Annotated in this window: 16 protein-coding genes and 1 pseudogene; 8 read left to right on the top strand and 9 right to left on the bottom strand. The window is 71.4% G+C overall.

The genetic code is table 11. The features are described from left to right. Positions 1–19: 19 nt before the first annotated feature. The 4 genes and pseudogenes from ACX27O_RS07525 to ACX27O_RS07510 form a co-directional block, all read right to left on the bottom strand. Positions 20–841, bottom strand: a complete 822-nt coding sequence (locus ACX27O_RS07525) for an FkbM family methyltransferase (protein ID WP_458939141.1) — start codon at positions 839–841, stop codon at positions 20–22. Between the two features lie 33 nt (positions 842–874). Continuing rightward, complete coding sequence (locus tag ACX27O_RS07520; RefSeq protein ID WP_458939140.1) at positions 875–2566, bottom strand: sulfatase-like hydrolase/transferase; 1692 nt, start codon at positions 2564–2566, stop codon at positions 875–877. A gap of 308 nt (positions 2567–2874) precedes the next feature. After that, positions 2875–3567, bottom strand: a pseudogene (locus ACX27O_RS07515) (CDP-alcohol phosphatidyltransferase family protein); the annotation flags it as partial. Positions 3568–3753: 186 nt separating this feature from the next. After that, complete coding sequence (locus tag ACX27O_RS07510; RefSeq protein WP_458939139.1) at positions 3754–4560, bottom strand: helix-turn-helix domain-containing protein; 807 nt, start codon at positions 4558–4560, stop codon at positions 3754–3756. 120 nt (positions 4561–4680) lie between these two features. On the opposite strand from ACX27O_RS07510, the gene ACX27O_RS07505 reads away from it, so the two are divergent. Next, a complete protein-coding gene (locus ACX27O_RS07505) occupies positions 4681–5025 on the top strand; it encodes a DUF1330 domain-containing protein (protein ID WP_285796637.1) in 345 nt (114 codons plus the stop codon). 8 nt (positions 5026–5033) lie between these two features. On the opposite strand, the gene map is transcribed toward ACX27O_RS07505, so the two are convergent. Next, positions 5034–5807 carry a type I methionyl aminopeptidase gene (gene map, locus ACX27O_RS07500; RefSeq protein ID WP_285796638.1) on the bottom strand — a complete coding sequence of 258 codons (774 nt, stop codon included), beginning with the start codon at positions 5805–5807 and terminating at the stop codon, positions 5034–5036. A 62-nt stretch (positions 5808–5869) separates the two neighbouring features. Here map and ACX27O_RS07495 point away from each other — a divergent pair, with 62 nt between their 5' ends. Next, a complete protein-coding gene (locus ACX27O_RS07495; RefSeq protein ID WP_030337069.1) occupies positions 5870–6172 on the top strand; it encodes a helix-turn-helix domain-containing protein in 303 nt (100 codons plus the stop codon). 94 nt (positions 6173–6266) lie between these two features. Here ACX27O_RS07495 and ACX27O_RS07490 read toward each other — a convergent pair whose 3' ends face one another. Together ACX27O_RS07490 and ACX27O_RS07485 are read right to left on the bottom strand one after the other, a co-directional pair. Continuing rightward, a complete protein-coding gene (locus tag ACX27O_RS07490) occupies positions 6267–7439 on the bottom strand; it encodes a lactonase family protein (RefSeq protein ID WP_051708823.1) in 1173 nt (390 codons plus the stop codon). Between the two features lie 236 nt (positions 7440–7675). Then, positions 7676–8425 carry a VOC family protein gene (locus tag ACX27O_RS07485; protein ID WP_285796641.1) on the bottom strand — a complete coding sequence of 250 codons (750 nt, stop codon included), beginning with the start codon at positions 8423–8425 and terminating at the stop codon, positions 7676–7678. 166 nt (positions 8426–8591) lie between these two features. Between ACX27O_RS07485 and ACX27O_RS07480 the strand changes: the two genes are divergently transcribed. The 5 genes from ACX27O_RS07480 to ACX27O_RS07460 all read left to right on the top strand — a co-directional run bounded on the left by ACX27O_RS07480 (position 8592) and on the right by ACX27O_RS07460 (position 12912). Then, positions 8592–9515 (top strand): hypothetical protein, encoded by a 924-nt coding sequence (locus ACX27O_RS07480; protein ID WP_458939138.1) that lies wholly within the window; start codon positions 8592–8594, stop codon positions 9513–9515. Further along, positions 9512–9964 carry an ABA4-like family protein gene (locus ACX27O_RS07475; protein ID WP_458939137.1) on the top strand — a complete coding sequence of 151 codons (453 nt, stop codon included), beginning with the start codon at positions 9512–9514 and terminating at the stop codon, positions 9962–9964. Before ACX27O_RS07480 ends, ACX27O_RS07475 begins: the two co-directional genes overlap by 4 nt. A 5-nt stretch (positions 9965–9969) precedes the next feature. Further along, complete coding sequence (locus tag ACX27O_RS07470) at positions 9970–11211, top strand: sensor histidine kinase (RefSeq protein ID WP_458939136.1); 1242 nt, start codon at positions 9970–9972, stop codon at positions 11209–11211. Next, positions 11208–11834, top strand: coding sequence for a response regulator transcription factor (locus ACX27O_RS07465; protein ID WP_358129952.1), 627 nt, complete (start codon positions 11208–11210; stop codon positions 11832–11834). The genes ACX27O_RS07470 and ACX27O_RS07465 overlap by 4 nt, the downstream gene beginning before the upstream one ends. Positions 11835–11946: 112 nt before the next feature. Beyond that, a complete protein-coding gene (locus ACX27O_RS07460) occupies positions 11947–12912 on the top strand; it encodes a helix-turn-helix domain-containing protein (protein WP_051708824.1) in 966 nt (321 codons plus the stop codon). 52 nt (positions 12913–12964) lie between these two features. Here the strand turns inward: ACX27O_RS07460 and ACX27O_RS07455 are convergent, their stop codons facing one another. Then, positions 12965–16831, bottom strand: a complete 3867-nt coding sequence (locus tag ACX27O_RS07455) for a S8 family serine peptidase (RefSeq protein WP_458939135.1) — start codon at positions 16829–16831, stop codon at positions 12965–12967. 169 nt (positions 16832–17000) lie between these two features. Continuing rightward, a complete protein-coding gene (locus ACX27O_RS07450; protein ID WP_051708826.1) occupies positions 17001–17717 on the bottom strand; it encodes a YoaK family protein in 717 nt (238 codons plus the stop codon). A 70-nt stretch (positions 17718–17787) separates the two neighbouring features. Between ACX27O_RS07450 and ACX27O_RS07445 the strand changes: the two genes are divergently transcribed. Next, positions 17788–18468 carry a GntR family transcriptional regulator gene (locus ACX27O_RS07445; protein WP_036412443.1) on the top strand — a complete coding sequence of 227 codons (681 nt, stop codon included), beginning with the start codon at positions 17788–17790 and terminating at the stop codon, positions 18466–18468.

Below are 18468 nucleotides of genomic sequence, written 5' to 3'. Positions count from 1 at the left end.
TGGCCCCTTCTGAGCCTGGCTACCGCCGCTTCGGGTCGTGCGGCGGCGGTAGCTGTCGCAACCGGCCACGGGACACGCAGTACACGTCGCCGGAGTTCGCGTCGTGCGGCAACGCGGCGAGGTGGGTGGTCATGTCGGTCGCGGAGACCCAGCGTTGGAACGTCATCGACTTGTCGTCGCCCAACGCCACGTCGAAGCCGTCGAAGCTGAGCGCGGTCAGCCGGTCGAGACACCGGGAGGCGACCGGTCGCGCGATCGTGGTGAACTCGAACGAGAGCGCGGGCAGCGGGCGGGTCAGCCCGGCCAGCACCTCGTCCTCGAAACCCTCCACGTCGATCTTCGCGAACGTCGGCTCGCCGTACTCGGTGATGAGCGCGTCGACGGTGACCACCGGGACCTCGATGTCGGCGTCCCACACCTCGCCCTCCCACCCGCCCGCGCCTTCCGCGGCCCGAACGAAGTCGGGCGAGGCGGTGGACACTGTGGGGTTGGCGGAGTTGACGTGGAAGCGGGTGCTGCCGGGGGCCGCGCCGCAGACCGCTTCGACAAGCGTCACCTGGTCGTCGTCGGCGTAGATGGCCCGTAGGGCGCGGAGGCACAGCGGCTGCGGCTCCACCGCGACCACCCGCGCCCCGAGGCGACGGAAGCTGGCGATGTGGTCACCCACGTGCGAGCCGACGTCGAAGACGAGATCGCCCTCGGTGACGAAACGGGAGTAGAAGGCGTCCATCCGGGCGTCGCGCTCGGCGTCGCCGTAGTAGACGTCCAGCGATCGGTGCAGGAGGGACATCGCGGGGTCGGTTCTGAGCGCGGCGATCCTGGTGTCGGTGCCAGCCGTCATCTGTGTGAGTCCAGTCCGTGGGGTTGGCCGGGCCTACGGCCCGAAGGCGGTCAGGAAGCGGTCCCGGAAGGTGTCCATCCGCCAGACCGGCGCCTGCGGACCGGGCTTGAGCCCGTCCTGCCAGCCCCACCCGGAGATCCGGTCCAGTACGGCCCGGTCCCGGGTGATGATGCTGATCGGGACGTCGCGGCTGGCGTTGTCGCCGGTGACCACGGCGGCGGGCTGGTGGTCACCGAGGAAGATGAACACGAGGTCATCGTCGCCGTAGGTCTGCACGTAGGAGATCAGTGCGCTCAACGTGTACTCGATGGAGTGCCGGTAGTCGGCGCGGATCTGTTCGGTGTTGCGTCGTTTGTCGTCGGACTCCTTGGCGGTCCCCTTGAAGATCGTCCCGTTGCCGATGGCGGCCCAGTCGACCAGGTCCGGTACGGGCGTCCAGGGCGCGTGACTCGACACCAGCGCGAGTTCCGTCATCGTCGGCCCGCCGTCGCGCTTCGCCTGCTCCAGCCGCCGCCAACTGGCGAGGGTGTACTGGTCGGGCATCGTGCCGAAGCTGAACTTCGGGCCGCGGTACCCGAGGGCTCTGGCGTCGTAGAACCGCTCGTAGCCGAAGAAGGAGCCCTCCGGCCATGCCCTGCTGACGGCGGGCATCACGCCCACGGTCTGCCAGTCGGCCCGGCGGAAGGCGCCGTTGAGGGTCATCCGGTCACTCGCCAGCAGGGTGCGGTGCCGCTGGTCGTTGTCGACCCACAGGCCGGAGAGCAGCGTGTCGTGCGCGAGCCAACTGCCGCCGCCGAACGTTGGCGAGGTGAGGAAGCCGCTCTGCGCGGCGAACCCCGCCGCGTTCAGCCGGTTGGTCCCGTCGTCGAGGACCGCACCGACCTGCGGGGCGAACTCCGGGTCCTCGACGGCGTCGCGGCCGTAGCTCTCGACGAAGGAGATGACCACGTTCTTGCCGCGCAGCGCGGTGAGGAGTTGGTCGCCGGGGGTCTGCGCGAACCGGTCGTCCTTGAGTAGCGCGGCGAACTTCTCCCGGTCGTCGAGTCGCAGGCGCACCTGGAAGCCGTGGCCGTTGGTGAGCGTGGTCGCGGACGTGTCGGCAACCGTCACGCCCTCGACCACCCGCACGTTGAACGCGGCGCAGACCACCCAGACGACCACCAGCGCCGCCACGGTCCGGGTGGTCCCGGCGCGGTGCCGGATCACCAGCCCGCGCAGCCGCCGCATCGACAGCGTGACCGCTGTGGGCAGGCCCACCGCCACCACCGCCAGGGCGACCGCCACGGCGATGGCGGCGGGCCGGCCGTACGACTCGCTGAGGAACGCGAACCCCTCGTCGAGCAGCGCCCAGTCGAGCACCGGGTCGAAGGCCCGGCTGAGCGAGGCGGTGAATCCCAGGTCGAACAGCTTGAGCAGTCCGAGCAGGCCGAGGGCCAGCCCGGCGAGGGTGGCGACGAACCGGCTTGCGCGCGGCGGCAGGGCGAGCAGGAGCGCGACGGCGAGCAGGGCCTCCAGGGGGATCCGCACGAACGCACCGGGGCTGAACCGGCCGAAGTCGTACGGCAGGGTGAGCACGAGCAGCACCAGCAGCACGGCCAGCAGGGTGACCAGTCGGCCCACGATGGAACGGCGCGGCCGCCCCTCGGGTGCGGCGCCGTCGGTGGCGGTGGCGTCCGTGGCGGTGGTGTCCGTGGCGGTGGTGGCGTCCGACAGTTCGCCCCTCATCGCCCTCCGTCCCTGGCTCGGCAGCTGACGTACGCGCGTCAAGAGCGACAACCCGGGCATCCTTCCATGATCTTCGTTGGGTGCGGCATCCGGGCGGCTCAGACGCGGGCGATCCCGCGTCGGGCCACGGCGACCGGCCGGTGTTCCGGCCAGGGCAGCCCATCCGTCCTGCCGTGGCCCAGGCCGGTCAGCCCTGCGCCCGCGCTCGGGGCGCTGTGGCTCGGCTGGTTGCCCGCGTGGACCATCGCGTCCGACTCGTGTGCGACGCCCACCCGTTGGTCGACCGGGGCGTCGTGGGCGACGGCGTGGCGGAGGTGACGGGTCGTCCACAGCCACCTGACGTCCCGCCCGAACGACTCGACCAGCAGCGCCAGTGACGCCACCAGCACGACTGTCGTCAGCGGACCGGGCAGCGCGTCGCCCATCGCCACCGTCAGCACCACGCCCTGGACCGCGGCGACGACCTTGCGCCAGTAGCGCGGCGGCAACGAGCCGCGCATCCAGCTCAGCACCCAGCTCGCGGCGACGAAGACGTACCGCATCGCGCCGATCGCGAGCACCCAGGCACCCGTCGAGGGGGCCACGTACAGGCAGAGCACCAGGACGAGGAAGGAGTCGATCTCCATGTCGAAGCGCGCGCCGAGTTCGCTGGACGTCCCGGTGCGGCGGGCTGTATATCCGTCCACCGCGTCGAGGGCCAGCGCCACGCTGGTGAGGACGACCATCACCGCGACCGGTGCCGGTCGGGTGAACGAGTCCGCAGCCAGGGCCGTCACGCCGCCGACGAGGATGGCCCGGCTCAGGGTCACCCGATCGGCGGGGCTCAGATCGCCAGCGCCCGCGCGGGTCATCCCCTGGCTGAGCAGGGCGCACAGGACCACCCCGTAGACCAGCCCGGCCGCCCACCCGGCCGGGCCGAGGCCGACCGTCTGTGCGAGCACCGCCAGCACGCCGATCTGCGCGAGCAGTCCGATGACCGGACCCGTTCGAACCGTTGACATCGCGCCTCCGTGACTCTGGTGGGTGACCCTGACCGTCATCACGGAAAACATGACCGATCGGTTCATTCTGAACGGGCCTCACCATGTATACGGAGGGACGTGCCCCGTCGGATGCGGATTAGCCGTCGCCAGTGAGAGCGGCCCGTCCCAGCCGACGACGCCCCGGACGCGATGACGGTGTTCGGGTCAGGCCACCGTGCCGAGGGCGTGCAGCGTGGCCCTGGTAACCGGGTCGGCCGGGAAGAACGCCTCGACGGCCAGCTCGGAGACGGTGACATCCAGCGGGGTGCCGAAGAGGGTGGTCGTGCTGACGAAGGACAGCTCCCGGTCGCCGTGGCGGTAGCGCAGTGGGATGACGACACGCGACAGGGTGTCGCCCTCCGGTGCTGCGACATCGTCGCCGTCGGGATAGCCACGAAGCTCCTGGAGCAGGGCGGACAGGGCCGCGTCGTCGGTTGCCAGGACCTGCTGGCGCAACCGTCCGAGAAGGTGGGCCCGCCACTGGGAGAGGTTGACGATGCGCGGTGCCATTCCGCCGGGGTGCAGGGTGAGCCGCAGGACGTTGACCGGTGGGACCAGGAGGCGAGGGTCGGCGCCGGCGGTGAACAGCGCGACGGCGGGGTTGGCCTCGACGAGGTGCCACTGTCGGTCGACGAGCACCGCGGGGTACGGGCCGTGTCCGTCGAGGATCTGCCGGACGGCTGCCCGCAGTGGGGCCAGTTCCGGGTCGGTCAGCTGATGGCTGGGGTAGGCGGGGGCATATCCGGCAGCGAGCAGCACGGTGTTGCGCTCAGCCAGCGGAATGTCGAGCTGCTCCGCCAGCCGCAGGATCAGGTCGGGGCTCGGCCGGGATCGCCCGGTCTCCACGAAGCTCAGGTGCCGGGCCGACACCCCCGCCTCGATCGACAGGTCGAGCTGACTCAGTCCGCGCGCTCGACGCCACTCGCGCAGGAGTTCCCCCAGCGGTCGTTTCGGTCTGGCCACTGTCGTCACACCCCGACCCTAGTGACCTCACCTGTGTACGCCGCTTTACCTGCGACGTAATCGACAACGCACGCCCGTGCTCGCGATCATTTCTTCGAAGGCGAGGCCGACCGAAACGAACGGAGAGTCATGACCGCGTACGCGCTTGCTCATCTGCGTAAGGCACCCATGCATGCCGAGGTGCTGGAATACCTGGAGCGCATCCAGGCCACCCTCGTGCCCTTCGGTGGCCGGTTCATCGTGCACGGCGGGCCGATCGAGGTGCTGGAGGGCGACTGGGAGGGCGACCTGGTCGTCATCGAGTTCCCCGATCTGAGCGCGGCACGCTCCTGGTACGGGTCCCCCGCGTACCAGGAGATCAAGCCCCTGCGGACGAGGCACCTCGCAGGCGAGGTGATCCTCGTCGAGGGGGTGGAGGCCGACCACGACTCGTCGGCGATGGCCGCCGCGATCCGCCGGGCCGGTGGTCACTGACGTCGGGGTCAGGACCTCGGCAGGGTGAGCACCTCGGCGCCGTCGTCGGTGATGGCGATGGTGTGCTCGCTGTGCGCGGTCCGGCAGCCGGTCACGCTGCGCAGGGTCCAGCCGTCGGGGTCGGTGACGAGCGTGGCGGTGTCCGCCATGACCCACGGCTCCAGCGCCAGTAGCAGCCCCGGGCGCAGCCGGTATCCGCGCCCGGGGCGCCCGGTGTTGGAGATGTGGGGGTCCTGGTGCATCGTCGACCCGACGCCGTGGCCGCCGAACTCGGTGTTGATCGAGTATCCCGCCGCGCCGAGAACCGAGCCGATGGCGTGCGAGATGTCACCGATGCGAGCGCCGGGCCCGGCGGCGGCGATCCCGGCCTGCAACGCGCGCTCGGTCGCATCGATCAGCGCGACGCTCTCCGGGGGCCGGACGTCGCCGACGATGAAGCTGATGGCCGAATCCGTGACAACTCCCCCCAGTGAGACGGCGAGGTCGAGTGAGAGCAGGTCGCCGTCGGCGAGCGGGTAGTCGTGCGGCAGCCCGTGCAACACGGCGTCGTTGACCGACGTGCAGATGTAGTGGCCGAACGGGCCGCGCCCGAAGGACGGCTCGTAGTCGACGTAGCAGGACTGCGCCCCGGCTTCGGTGATCATGGCCTGGGCCCAGCGGTCGATGTCCAGCAGGTTGGTGCCGACCACGCAGCGACTCTTCAGTGTCTGCAGGATGCCGGCGACCAGCGCGCCGGTCTCCTTCGCTCGCAGCACGTCGGCGGGGCTCAGGATCTCGATCATGCAACGCCTTCCACGGACCAATAAGTATCCCGGCCATATTATCCCGGTACTAGAATCGGACCATGGTCAGGTTGCCACTCACCCCCGCAGAGGTCGAACGCGGACAGCGCCTCGGCGCCCTGCTGCGTCGCGCCCGCGGAGAGCGTTCGATGCTCCTCACCGCGCTCGACGCGGGCGTCTCGCCGGAGACCCTTCGAAAGATCGAGTCCGGCCGGATAGCCACCCCCGCCTTCCCGACCATCGCGGCGATCGCCGACGTGCTCGGCCTCTCCCTCGACGCCGTCTGGTCGGAGATCAACACGTCGGACGCCGCCGCCAACCTCCCCCGACCGGCGCACGTCGCTGGCGAGCGACTGGCCTCGTAGTCTCGGCCCCACCTCAACGGGACGGGTCGACCGGTGACCGACCACACAGCGCTGGTCCCGGTCGATGACCGACCGGGACCAGCGGGTGGTGCGCTCAGGAGGCGGCGATGCCCTCCATGCCGATGCCGTCGGCGAACTTCGGCAGGCCCTCCACTGTGGTGACGAGTGTCAGCGACCCGTCCTTGCCCACCTCGTAGCCCTGCACGTTGCCGGCGACGGCGTTCTGCACGTACAGGAAGCCGTCGCTGGTGGTCATGTCGATCGACCCGCCGCCGGTGTCGGCGGCGACGCCCTTGACGAGTTCGAGCTTGCCGTGGTCGTTGACCCGGTAGGAGCTGATGGTGGAGGTGCCGGCGTTGGCGGCGAAGAAGTAGTCGCCGACGCGCTGGATCCAGCACGTCGCCTGCTGACCGTTGGGCACCGACGGCCCGATCTGGTCGAGCGCCCCGTCGTCCTCCAGCTCGAACCGGCTCACCGCGTTCGCGCCGGACTCGGTGACCAGCAGCGTGTCGTCGGTGTCGAAGGTGAAGCCGAACGGGGTGTTGCCCGCGTCGCTGATGACCGGGGTGCGCGACAGGTTGCCGTGGCGTCCGATCTCGTAGCTGAACATGACGTTGGCGGCCTTGGTCGAGACCAACACGAACTCGCTGTCCGGGTCGATCTTGACCTGGGCCGGGGCGGTGCCGAACGCGGGCGGGTTGCCGTTGTGCAACCCGAGTGACCGGTTGGCGTCCTCGATCCGGGACAGCCGACCCTTGTGCAGCTCGAAGCCCTGCACCGAGCCCTCGCCACCGGCGTTGAGGACGTAGACGAGGTCGCCACGGGCCGCGACGCTGACCGGCAGCAGGCCACCGGACCAGATGACCTGGAGCTTGTGCAGCCTGGTGCCCTCGACGCGGAAGACAGTGACGGTGTTGCTGCCGGCGTTGACGGCGAACAGCAGCCCCTTGTGATAGGTCAGGGAACCCTGCGAGGCCAGCGCGTCGAGCGGCGCGCCGATGGTGAAGCCACCCAGCCCGCCCGTCTCGTACTCACCCGCCTTGGTGAGACGGCCGTCCTCGTCGCGGTCGTACACCTTGATGGTGTTGCCCTCGGCCTTGTTGGTCTGGACGAAGACCGCGCCCTCGTCGCCGTGGTGGTGATCACCCCCCTTGCGGTCGTCGTGGTACCCGGGGCCACCGCCATCGGCGAGGGCGGTCCCGGGGATCGATCCGATGCTGGTCAGACCTGCCAGGAGGGCTGCCGCGAGTGCGACACTGCGCTTCATCACTGACTCCTCATGCATCCGAAGGGAGGAATACGAGTTTTCCTCTCCTTCGAAAGCTATCGGAGCAGCTATCGCAGATCGTCATACTTACCCTAAAGCGGTAATTCCGTGCCGTTTCATGGAATTACCCGACGCACCCACCAGAAATCGGCTATCCCGGGATGATCGGGCCGTCCGTCGGCGTCGGCACCCGGACTTGCCGCGGTCCCGCGACTCACGCCCGCTGCGGCCGACGCTCAGCTGGCGTCGGGCCACCACGGTTCCAGGACGGCCGGGTCGGCGACGTACTGCCGCACCTGCGTCCGCTGCTCCGGAGGCAGGTGCAGCGCGCGGAGGCGCTCGCCCCACTCCGGCACCCGATCGTCCTTGTCCAACGCGGTCGCCAGTTCGATCAGCGCGGCCAGCGCCATCGCCTGCTCGACCACCGGCGCGTCCTCCGCGCGGCGGCGCATCCCCGAGTCGAGCGCCCGGTACGCCGCCCGGTCGTCCATCTTGAACTCGCGCAGGATCCGCGCGTTGTCGAGCACCCGGGCCAACCCCTCGAGCTCCGTCGAACCGCCGTACTCCAGGTCCTTCGGCTCATCCCGCTGGATGAAGGTGATGGTGTTGCCCGACGGGTCGACGATGCTGAACCGCGACGCCCCGGCCCGGTAGCGGGTCATCCGCGGCAGGCCCTTGACCAGCACCTTGCCGTAGCTGCGGCGCATCGCCTCGGTGAACACCGCGTGGTACGCGGCGACCGCGTCCACCAACACCAGGCAGCCGCCGGAGTGCTCCCTCGCCGGGTCGAGATCCTTCGGTGCCGGCCCGTAGTGCAGGTCGAAGCCGCTCCACCGAAACGCCAGGTACACGTACGGCCTGGTCTGCTCGTAGGTCACCTCGAACCCGAGCGCCCGCCAGAACGCCAGGGTCTGCTCCGGGTCCGCGCAGTGCAGCAGCGGCACGGCGGTCTCGTTCGGTTGGACACGGTCGGCATTGGTGGTCATGGTCACTCCCCGTCCGGTCGGCAGACCGGCCATTGTGCCAGCACCGTCGAGCGACTCTGACGGTTTTCGTCTCCTACCCGGGGAGGAGACGGACTCCGACCACCGGCCGCGAACAGGGCTCGGGGTCGGACGCGACCGGCGGGTACGGCCACGAACATCTACAGGCATGACAACCCTGCTGCGCCGGGCGACGCACTGGAATCGCCCCCTGATGGTCTTCGTCTCCGCGATGGCGGTGCTCGCCGTCGTCGCGGCGGTCGGCATCCTCGTCGACCCGCGCGTCCTCACCGGAGCGCCGATCTGGCTCAAGCCGTTCAAGTTCGCGGTGTCCTTCGTGCTGTACGGCGCGACGCTCGCCTGGATGCTCTCCCTGCTGCCGCGCCGCAGCCGGGCCGCCGAATGGGCCGTCACGGTCATCGTCGCGATGGCGGTGATCGAGATGCTGGTGATCGTCGGTCAGGTCATACGCGGGCAGACCAGCCACTTCAACGGCACCTCCGCGCTGAACGGCGCGCTGTTCTCGGTGATGGGCGCGGCGATCATGGTGCTCTTCCTCGCGCACCTCGTGGTCGGCATCGTGGTGCTGATCCGGCGGATCCCGGACCGGGCGGCTCTGACGGCCATCGGGTGGGGGCTCGGCCTGTCCCTGCTGGGCATGCTCGCGGCGATACCTATGGTGCTGCCCATGCAGGAGCCGGGCATCGACGGGATCTCCGGGGCGCACAGCGTGGGCGTCATCGACGGCGGACCGGGGTTGCCGGTGGTGGGTTGGAGCACCACTGGCGGTGACCTGCGGATCGGGCACTTCGTGGGGCTGCACGCCCTGCAGGCGTTGCCGATCCTGGCGATCCTGCTGAGCCGGTTCGCAACGCGGTTGGACGAGCGCACCCGCGCCCGGCTGCTGGCCGTCGCGGGCGGCGCGTACGGCGTACTCACTGTGTTGTTGACCTGGCAGGCCCTGCGCGGACAGCCGCTGCTGCGCCCGGACGCCACCACGCTCGTCGCGGTCGCGTCACTGGTGCTCGCGACGGCGACCGCGACCGGCCTGGTGCTGGCCCGCCGCCGCCCTGATGTGGCGCTGGCCGCATGACCGCGACGCTGTTCGCCCTGACCTTCGCGGTGGCCGCGCCGTTCTGGGCGCTGATGATCCTCCTGCCGAACTGGTCGTGGACCGCCCGGATCGTCGGCTCGCCGCTGATCGTGCTGCCGGTCGTGGTGATCTACGCGCTGCTGGTGCTGCCGGCCTTCGGTGAGGTGCTGCCGGCCGTTGCGTCGCCGACCCTGGCCGGGGTACGCGACCTGCTCGGCACCTCCGACGGGGCGGCGGCGGGCTGGGCGCACATGGTCGCGTTCGATCTGTTCGTCGGGCGGTGGGCGTGGTTGGACAGCAGGGAACGGGGGGTGCCGGCGCTGGTGATGGCTCCGGTGCTGCTGCTGACCATCCTGTTCGGACCGCTCGGCCTGGCCGCCTACCTCGCGGTCCGGACCCGGTGGCGGCGGCCGGCGACCGCCGCCACCGGCCCGCAGCGCCTAGGCTGACCGTCGTGAGCTGGCTGGTGCGACTGTTCGACCTGCGGGACACACTCGTGCGGATGGTGCTGCTCGACCTCACCGGGTTGTGCTACCTGCTCGTCGTCCCGCACTCCACCAGCACGCCCACGACGACACAGTGGGTCCTCGCGGTGCCGGCGTTCGCGGTGGCGCTGGCGGCGCACCGTCGACCGGTGGTGAACATGGTGGCGCAGACCGCCCTGCTGGCGGTCGCCATCAGCCTGATCGACGACTTCACCATCAACCAGGTCGGCGCCAGTTGGGCGTTGCTCGAGATGACCATGCGGGCGCGCGGCCCCCGGGCCATCTGGCTGGCCACCGCGCTGCTGGTGGTGGTCGACCTGACCGACTCGATCGGCGACCCGCCACGCCGGTTCGCCTCCGGGGTCGTCGGGCTCGCCGTGGAGGTCGGCGTGCCGGTGCTGCTCGGCCTCGTCATCCGCGCCAACCGGGAGTTGAGTCGGCAGGCCGTGGAGCGGGCCCTGGCCGAGCAACGCCAACACGAGTCGGAGAGCCGCGCGGCCCGCGCCGACGAACGCAGCGCCATCGCCCGCGAGCTGCACGACGTCGTCGCGCATCACGTGGCGTCGATGGTCCTGCGGGTCGGCGTGGCCCGGCACGTGCTCACCGACCCGGACCCCCGCGTGGCCGAGGTGTTCGACGACGTGCACGGCACCGGCACCGCGGCCCTCGCGGAGCTGCGCCGGCTGGTCGCGGTGCTGCGCAACCCCGACGGGGTACGCGGCGACGCGGCGCTGACCGCAATCGAGCCCACCGCGCTGCCGGCGGCGCTCGGCGCGTCCATCGACCGGGCCCGCCAGGCCGGTATCACCGTGGAGGCCGACCTCGACCCGGCGATCGGTTCCCTCGACGCGGTGCGCGGCATGGCGGTGCTGCGACTGACCCAGGAGGCGCTGACCAACGTGGCCAAACACGCGGGAACGTCCGCGCTCGCGCACCTCGTGGTCGCCGTCCGGGACGGCGCGGTGCACTGGGAGGTCAGCGACAACGGCCGTGGTGGGGTGCCGGTGGGCGTGCCGGCCGGCGGCGGGCACGGCATCACCGGAATGCGCGAGCGGGTCGAGGTCCTCGGCGGCCGGCTGGAGGCCGGCCCGACGGAGACGGGGTGGCGGGTGCGGACCGTGCTCCCGGCCAACGCCACCGAGCCGTCGACCCGGTCGCTGCCGCGGGACCGCGCGGCGTCCGCCGGCTCCCCCGCACCGGAGCCGGCGTGATCCGGGTGCTGCTGGTCGACGACCAGCACCTCATCCGGGCCGGGCTGCGCATGCTCTGCGACGCCCAACCCGACATCGAGGTCGTCGGGGAGGCCGACAACGGCCGCGAGGCGATTGCGCTGGCCGGGCGGCTCGTCCCCGACGTCGTCGTGATGGACCTGCGGATGCCCGGTGTCGACGGGATCACCGCGACCAGCCGGATCCTCGCCGACCGTCCCACCACCCGCATCCTGGTGCTGACCACGTTCGGCGACGACGACCACCTGTACCCCGCGTTGACCGCCGGGGCGTGCGGGTTCCTGCTCAAGGACGCGCCCCCGACCGAGCTGCTGGACGGCATCCGCCGGGCCGCCGTCGGTGACAGCCCGTTCAGCCCGGAGGTGCTGCGTCGCCTCGTCCAGCGCGCGGTGCACGCCCGCCCCGACGCCCCACCGGCCCTGCCGGGTCTGACCGCCCGGGAACGCGACGTGCTCGACCTGGTCGCCGAGGGTCTGTCCAACACCGAGATCGCCGACCGGCTCCACATCGGCGTCACCACGGTCAAGACCCACATCACCAGCCTGATGGCCAAGACCGACAGCCCCAACCGGGTCCGTCTGGCACTGTTCGCTCGCGGCGTCTGACGCGCGGAAGCCGTCCGCTCGCGCCTCTTGACGTGCCGCTGGGAGCGCTCCAAGATCAGCTGGAGCGGAGCCGCACGAACGGCGGGCCGCCCGAGGCGGGTGTGGTGGTCTGTTGCTGGGCGCATTCGGTCTGAGCGAGCTGGAGGAGAAGGTCTACCTGGAGTTGGTCCGGGGCAGTGCCGGGACCGCTGCGGAGCTGGCACCACGGGTCGCGGCCACGGTCGCCGAGCTGGAGCACGCGCTCGACGCCCTCACCCGGGCCGGGCTGGTCCGCGTGGTCGCCGGCCGCGCCGGTGCCGCCCCACCCGACCTGGCCATCGAGTCGCTGCTGAACCAGCGGATGCGCGAGCTTCAGGAGGCGCGGGTCGGCCTGTGGGACTGGCTGCGGCAGCAACGCCCGGCGGACCCGATGGACCAGGACGTCCAGCTGGTGGTCGGCGTTCCCGCGATCATGCAGGCGTTCGACCAGTTCCTGCGCGGGGCGCAGGAGGAGGTGCTCGGCTTCGACCGCCCGCCGTACGCGGCAGTGCTGCAGGACAACCCGACCGAGATCGAGATGCTCGGCCGGGGCGTCGCCTTCCGGGTGGTGTACGACCGGCGGGGGTTGGAACGGCCGGGTGCGGCCGCCCACATCGGCCGGTTCGTCGCCGCCGGTGAACAGGCACGGGTCGCCGCGAACGTGCCCGGCAAGCTCGCCGTCGCCGACCGCCGGGTCGCCCTGATCTCCTTCCCCGCCCGCGCCGACAGCACCGAACCGTGGGCACTGGTGGTCCGGGGCGCCACCTGGGTGGAGGTGCTCGTGGCGCTGTTCACCGAGGTCTGGGACCGGGCCACGCCGCTGCGGCTCGCCCCGGCCAGCGAGGTGGTCGACGACGTCGAGCGGCAGAGCACGCCCACCCTCGTCGACCGGCAGATCCTGTCCCTGCTGATGACCGGGCTGCCGGACAAGGCGGTCGCCTCCCAGTTGGGCATCTCGCTGCGGACGGTGCAGCGGCGGTTGCGGCAGTTGATGGACGCGACCGGGAGCGCCACCCGGATGCAGCTCGGCTGGTTCATCGCCCGCCACGACTGGCTCTGAACCCGGCGGTGGGGGGCCTGCCGACACGGGAGGTGACGGCAGGCCCCGGTGCTCACTTCGTGACCGTCACCGACACGGTGACCGGGGTGGACGCGCCCTTCGCGCCGTTGTTGGTGACCAGCAGCGTGGCGACGTACGTGCCCGGCGCCAGGCCGGTGGTGTCCACAGTGACGGCCAGCGTGCCCTTCGCCCCAGCCGGCACCTCGCCGGAGGTGGCGGCGGACAGCCACGACACGTCGCTGTACGCCGGCAGCGAACCGTCGACGTGATAGACCTTGGCGCCGTACGGCCGGCCGGTCGCGTTACCGAGCACCCACAGGTTGCCCTGCTCGTCCAGGTCCAGCCCGGCCCCGCTGAGCGGGTTCGGGTCCGGGTCGGGCACCGAGGCCAGCGGCTGGCAGGTGGCCGGGTCGAGCGCCCAGATCGACTCCTTGGAGTCCTGGTTGATGCCCCACAACACGTTGTGTTCCTCGTTGAGGGCCAGGCCGGTCATCCACGGGATGGGCGGGGTGCACTCCCCCAGCACCGAGCCGGGCTGCGGGTGCGACAGCCCGGCGAGGTGCCGGATGCGGTTGTCGCCGCTGAGGTAGAAGGTGTCGTCCGAGGCGCGGTAGGCCAGCCCGTAGTAGAGCTTGCCGGCCCACGGCCCGGTGATGGTCTCCTTCACCTCCAGGGTGTCCGGGTCGAAACACACGATCGGCAGGTCCCCGATGAACGACATCTTCGGCGCGCACATCAGGTCCCGGCTCGCCACGTACGCCATGTCCGAGGGCCAGCCGTCGATCGGCAGCACACCCTTGGCCAGTGACCGGCCGTCGGTGCTGAAGCGCTGCAACTGCCCGAACAGGTACGAGTTGGAGACGATCAACTCGCCGTTGCGGTAGCCGACGCCGTAGGCGTTGTAGAGCTCCTTGAGCGGGAACGAGCTGAGCTGCCGGCCGGGGATGCCGGTCGGCGGGGTGGGCGAGTTGATTTCCCGGGCCAGCCAGGTGGCCGGCAGGTCACCCCGGTTGGTCAGTGTCACCGTCGCGGTCCGGGTCGCCCCGGCGCGGGCGGTCACCGAGATCGCGTCCCTGTTGGCCAGCAGCAGCGGCGTACGCAGCGCCAGGTCGTGCGTGACGACCGTCGACTCGACCACGTCGACGGTGCTCCCCGGCAGGTCGTAGCCCGGTTGCAGCGCGGTCACCGTGACCGGTCCGGCCGGCGCCTCCAGCTGGTAGAAGCCGTCCGCGTCGGTGGTAGCGGTGACCGGCTGCGGGGCGTCGGCGGACTCGACCCGTACCGTCGCGCCGGCCAGCGGCTGACGGTCGTTCGCGTCGCGCACCGTGCCCCGCAGCAGGCCCCGACCGGCCACCCGGAAGGTGACCGCGTCGCCCGCGTCGAGTGCCTGCTCGTCGCGCGAGTAGGTCAACGCGTCGCGGCCGGTGGCGTCCTCGATGCCGACGGTCGCCGAGCCGCCGGCCCCCGCCGCGGTGGTGGCGAGCTTGCGGTACTGGATGGTGACGGTGCCGTTCTCGCCGAGGCGTACCTGCACGTCGATCCGGTTCTTCGGCGCGCTCTTGAGCGCGGCCCGGTTCCAGCTGACCACGAACTGTCGGGCCGTGCCGGTGCCGGACACCCTGGTACGCACCGTCGAAGCGTGGTCCAGGATCAGGTCGTCCCAGAACGCGTAGACGGCCGGCGCCGAGACCGCCGGGGCGGGCAGCGGACCATTGTCGCCGACCGAGGTGCTCGTGTCGACGCCGAGGGTCAGGTAACCGTCGGTGTGCACGGTGAGCCGACGGTAGGTGCTGCCGTAGAAGGTCATCGGGAACGGCAGGTCGACGGCCCGGCTCGCGGCGTCACCGGTGAGGGCGAGCACGCTGCCGCCGTCGACCCACTGCGCGGTGGCCGTCCCCGCCTGGTAGCCGTGCCGGTCGGCCTTCGCGGCGAGCGCCACGTCCACCGTCTGCGGCCCGTCGACGCTCAGCGCGACAGTCTTCGGTGCCAGCCACCGGCCGTACTCGACCAGCAGGTCGTAGTCGGCCTCGGGCAGCATCCCGGTGTAGTGACCGTCGGCGTCGGTGACGAATGCCGGGAACGTCTCCCCGGCGAGCGCCAACCGGGCGCCCACGACCGGTTTGCCCGCCGGGTCGGTGACCCGACCCTGGATCGCCTGCCACGGCGCGGGCTCGGACAGGTCCACGGTCAGGTTGGTGGTGCCGCTGGTCGACACGGTGATGCTCTGCCGTACGGTCCGCCGCGCGAAGAACGACGCGGTCAGGGTGTACTCCCCGGCCGGGACCCGACCCAGTTGGACGGTGCCGCGCGCGTCGGTGCGGGCGGTGCGGGTGACCAGCGCGGAGGTCAGGGTGATCTTCGCACCGGAGAGCACGGTCCCGTTCAGCTTCGCGTGCACCACGACGCCGCCGAGCTGCGCCGTCGAGGCCTGGGTCACCAGGTCGTACGCGTCGAGCCGACCCTCGCCGTAGACGTTGTTGTCGGCCGGGGTGCCACCGCACTGAAGGTCGTTGACGTCGTGCGCGGTGCGGTCCAGCAGTTCCCGGGTGGTCGCCAGGTCGCGGCGCAGGTTCGGCACCGCCGACCACGCCAGGGCGACCGCGCCGGCGACGTGCGGCGCGGCCATGGAGGTGCCGTCGCTCATGCCCCAGTCGCTGCCCGGCACTGACGAGAGGATGCCCACCCCGGGGGCGGTGATGTCCGGCCGTACCGCGTCCTCGCGGCCCGGCCCACGGCTGGAGAAGTCGGCGATCACACCGGTGGAGTCGGTCGCGCCGACGGCGTACGCCAGCGGGTTGGTGGCCGGGTGCCCCGCCGAGCCGCACGGCTCGGGCAGCTCCTTGGCCTCGTTGCCGACCGCGAAGACCGGGAAGATGCCGGCGGCGACCCAGGAGTCGATGATGGTGTCGTAGAAGGTGGGGTCACCGTCGTGGCCGCCCCAGGAGTTGTTGATGATGTCCGGGGCGAGGTCGGGGCGGGGGTTCTCGCCGTTGTGGTCGGTCGGTGCGAGCATCCACTGACCGGCGGCGAGCAACGCGCTGTTGCTGCAGTAGTTGGCCTCGCACCCCTTGGCCGCGATCCAGCTGGCGCCCGGGGCCACACCGGTGATCCGCCCGTCGCCGTCGTCGCCGACCATCGTGCCGACCGTGTGGGTGCCGTGCCCGAAGTTGTCGCAGGGCATCGACGGCAGGCAGATCCCGGTCGGGTCGTACCAGTTGTAGTCGTGCGTGAAGGTGCCGTCACCGTCGTTGCCACGGTACTGGCGGACCAGGGCCGGGTGGTCGTACTGCACACCGGAGTCGACGCTGCCGACGACGATGCCCTCGCCGCGGGTGCCGTACTCGCGCCAGACCTTGTCGGCGGCGAGCGACGTGAGGTTCCACGGCAGCTGCGGGTCGTCGGCGGCGGCGCCGGCGGTGCGGACCGGCTCCGCGAGCGCGGTCCCACCGATCGCGGTGATCCGCGCGACGTCCGCCCGGCCGGCCAGCTCGGTCACCAGCTTCAGGTCGCCGGTGACCTCGATGATGTTCGCGATCCAGTACGGGGTGAAGTCGGCGTGCCGCTCGCGCAGCAGGGCACGCAGCCCACGCTGGGTCTTCTCGGCATGGGCCAGCTTGGTCTGGTAGACCCGGGTGGTGCGGGCGACCCGCCCGGCCCGGCCACCGGCGGCCCGCGCGACCCGGTCCAGGTCGCTCTGGTTCAGCGTGGCCTCGTCGGTCAGCTCGACGAAGAAGCTGGCGTTGGTGCCGGCGCGGGCCGAGCCGAGCACCAGCGGGTCCACCTTGCGCAGTGGGTCGGCAGCGCCGTTGCCCGGTGCGGGCGCGGCCACGGCGGCGCCGGTCGGCAGTGCGAGCACGATGGCCAGCGCCGCGCCGACGGCGCCCATGGCTCGACGTGTCAGCGGTCTGGGTCTGAGCATGACGTACGTCCCTCCCTCGGGCGGTCGCCCGGGAGGGCCGACACCGCCGTCGCCGATTCTCGGGCGACGGGCATCCGGTTGACCCGCAAGATCACTGGCGGAGCACGGACATGGCGGGTCTCCGCCATCCCGCGTTGGCCCCACCGACACCGGCGGGCCACCACCCCTGTCAGCCCCGCATCCGCGCGGACACGACGATGACGAGCACCAGCGGCACCAGCGGCAGGGCCGGGGCGACGACCGGCAGGTGCAGGGCGACCAGGGCGCCGACCGCCGCGCCGACCATCAGGGCCAGCAGCACCTGCGCCTTGGGCCGCAGGCCGGCCCACGGGCTGCGGGCGGCGACCCCGGCGATCAGGCTGGTGAGCGTGCCGGTCAGGTACGTGGAGGACAGGCCGGAGACGCCGAAGCGTTGGATGGCGCTGCTCTGCACGCCCAACGCGACCGCGGACAGCATCAGCAGCGCCAGGTGCACGCGCGCGTCGGGGGCGTGCAGCGTGACCTCCCAGACGACGGCGAACACCACGAACACCGACAGCTCCAGGACCAGCGCCCAGGTGACCCGTCGAGGCCAGACCGGGTCGTCAGGCTGCGCCGAGCCGACGACGCGGGCGCCCGCGAGGACACCGACGATGAAGCTGACGATGGCGCAGCCCGACGTCAGGGCCAAATCGGCCTCGCCCCGGCCCGCCGAGAGCCCGAGCAGGACCATGTTGCCGGTCATCACGCTGGCGAACGCGCCGCCGAGGGCGAGGAACCCGAGAGCGTCGGCGGTTCCGGTCAGGAAGGTGAGGACGACGACGAGCGCGTGCCGTCGGCGCAGCAGTCGATCGTCTGGGTGTGCGGCGACGTGGGGGCGGGTGACGCGGGGCGCTGTGCTCGACACTGTCGGCCACCTTCCGGTGATTGTTCTTCGTATACACTTTGTCCGGACACGTTCACGGAGAGGCGACCAGGTGGCTGAAGACCTACGGGACAAGCTCGGCGCGCAACACCTGCCGCTCCGCGATCAGGTCCTCGCCGCGCTGCGGACCGCCATCATCGACGGCGACTACCTTCCCGGGGAACGGCTCACCGAGGACCGGCTCGCCGAGGACTTCGGCGTCTCCCGCAACCCCGTCCGGGAGGCGCTGCGGGTCGCCGAGGCGGAGGGGTTCGTGGTGATCCTCCCCCGCCGGGGAGCTGTCGTCGCCTCACCGAGCAGCGGGACCATCGCCGACATGTTCGCCGTACGCGAGCGGCTGGAGGCGTTGGCCGCCCGGCTGGCCGCCGAGCGGGCCACCGCCGCCGACGTGGCGTCCCTGCGCGCCCTGCTCGACCAGGGCCGCGAGGCGACGCAGCGACAGGACCTGGCCCGGGTCGCCGAGCTCAACAGCACGCTGCACCTGCGCATCCTGCAGATCAGCGGAAACCCCTGGCTGTCGTCGATCGCCAAGTCGCTCTACCTCCATGTGCAGTGGATCTTCCGGCTCGGGGCGGCCGAACGGGCCCCCCACTCGTGGGCCGAGCACATCCAGCTCGTCGACGCCATCGAGTCGGGCGACGGCGACCGCGCCGAGCGGGCCGCGCTCAACCACCTCGACGCGGCCTCCGCCGCGGCCTACGAGAACGCCGAAGGCGGCTACGCCGCCCGCTGA

It is taken from the genome of Micromonospora sp. SD19 (assembly GCF_054462275.1).
Note: the sequence above shows the minus strand (reverse complement) of the source record. Positions and strands in the feature narration are given on the sequence as shown.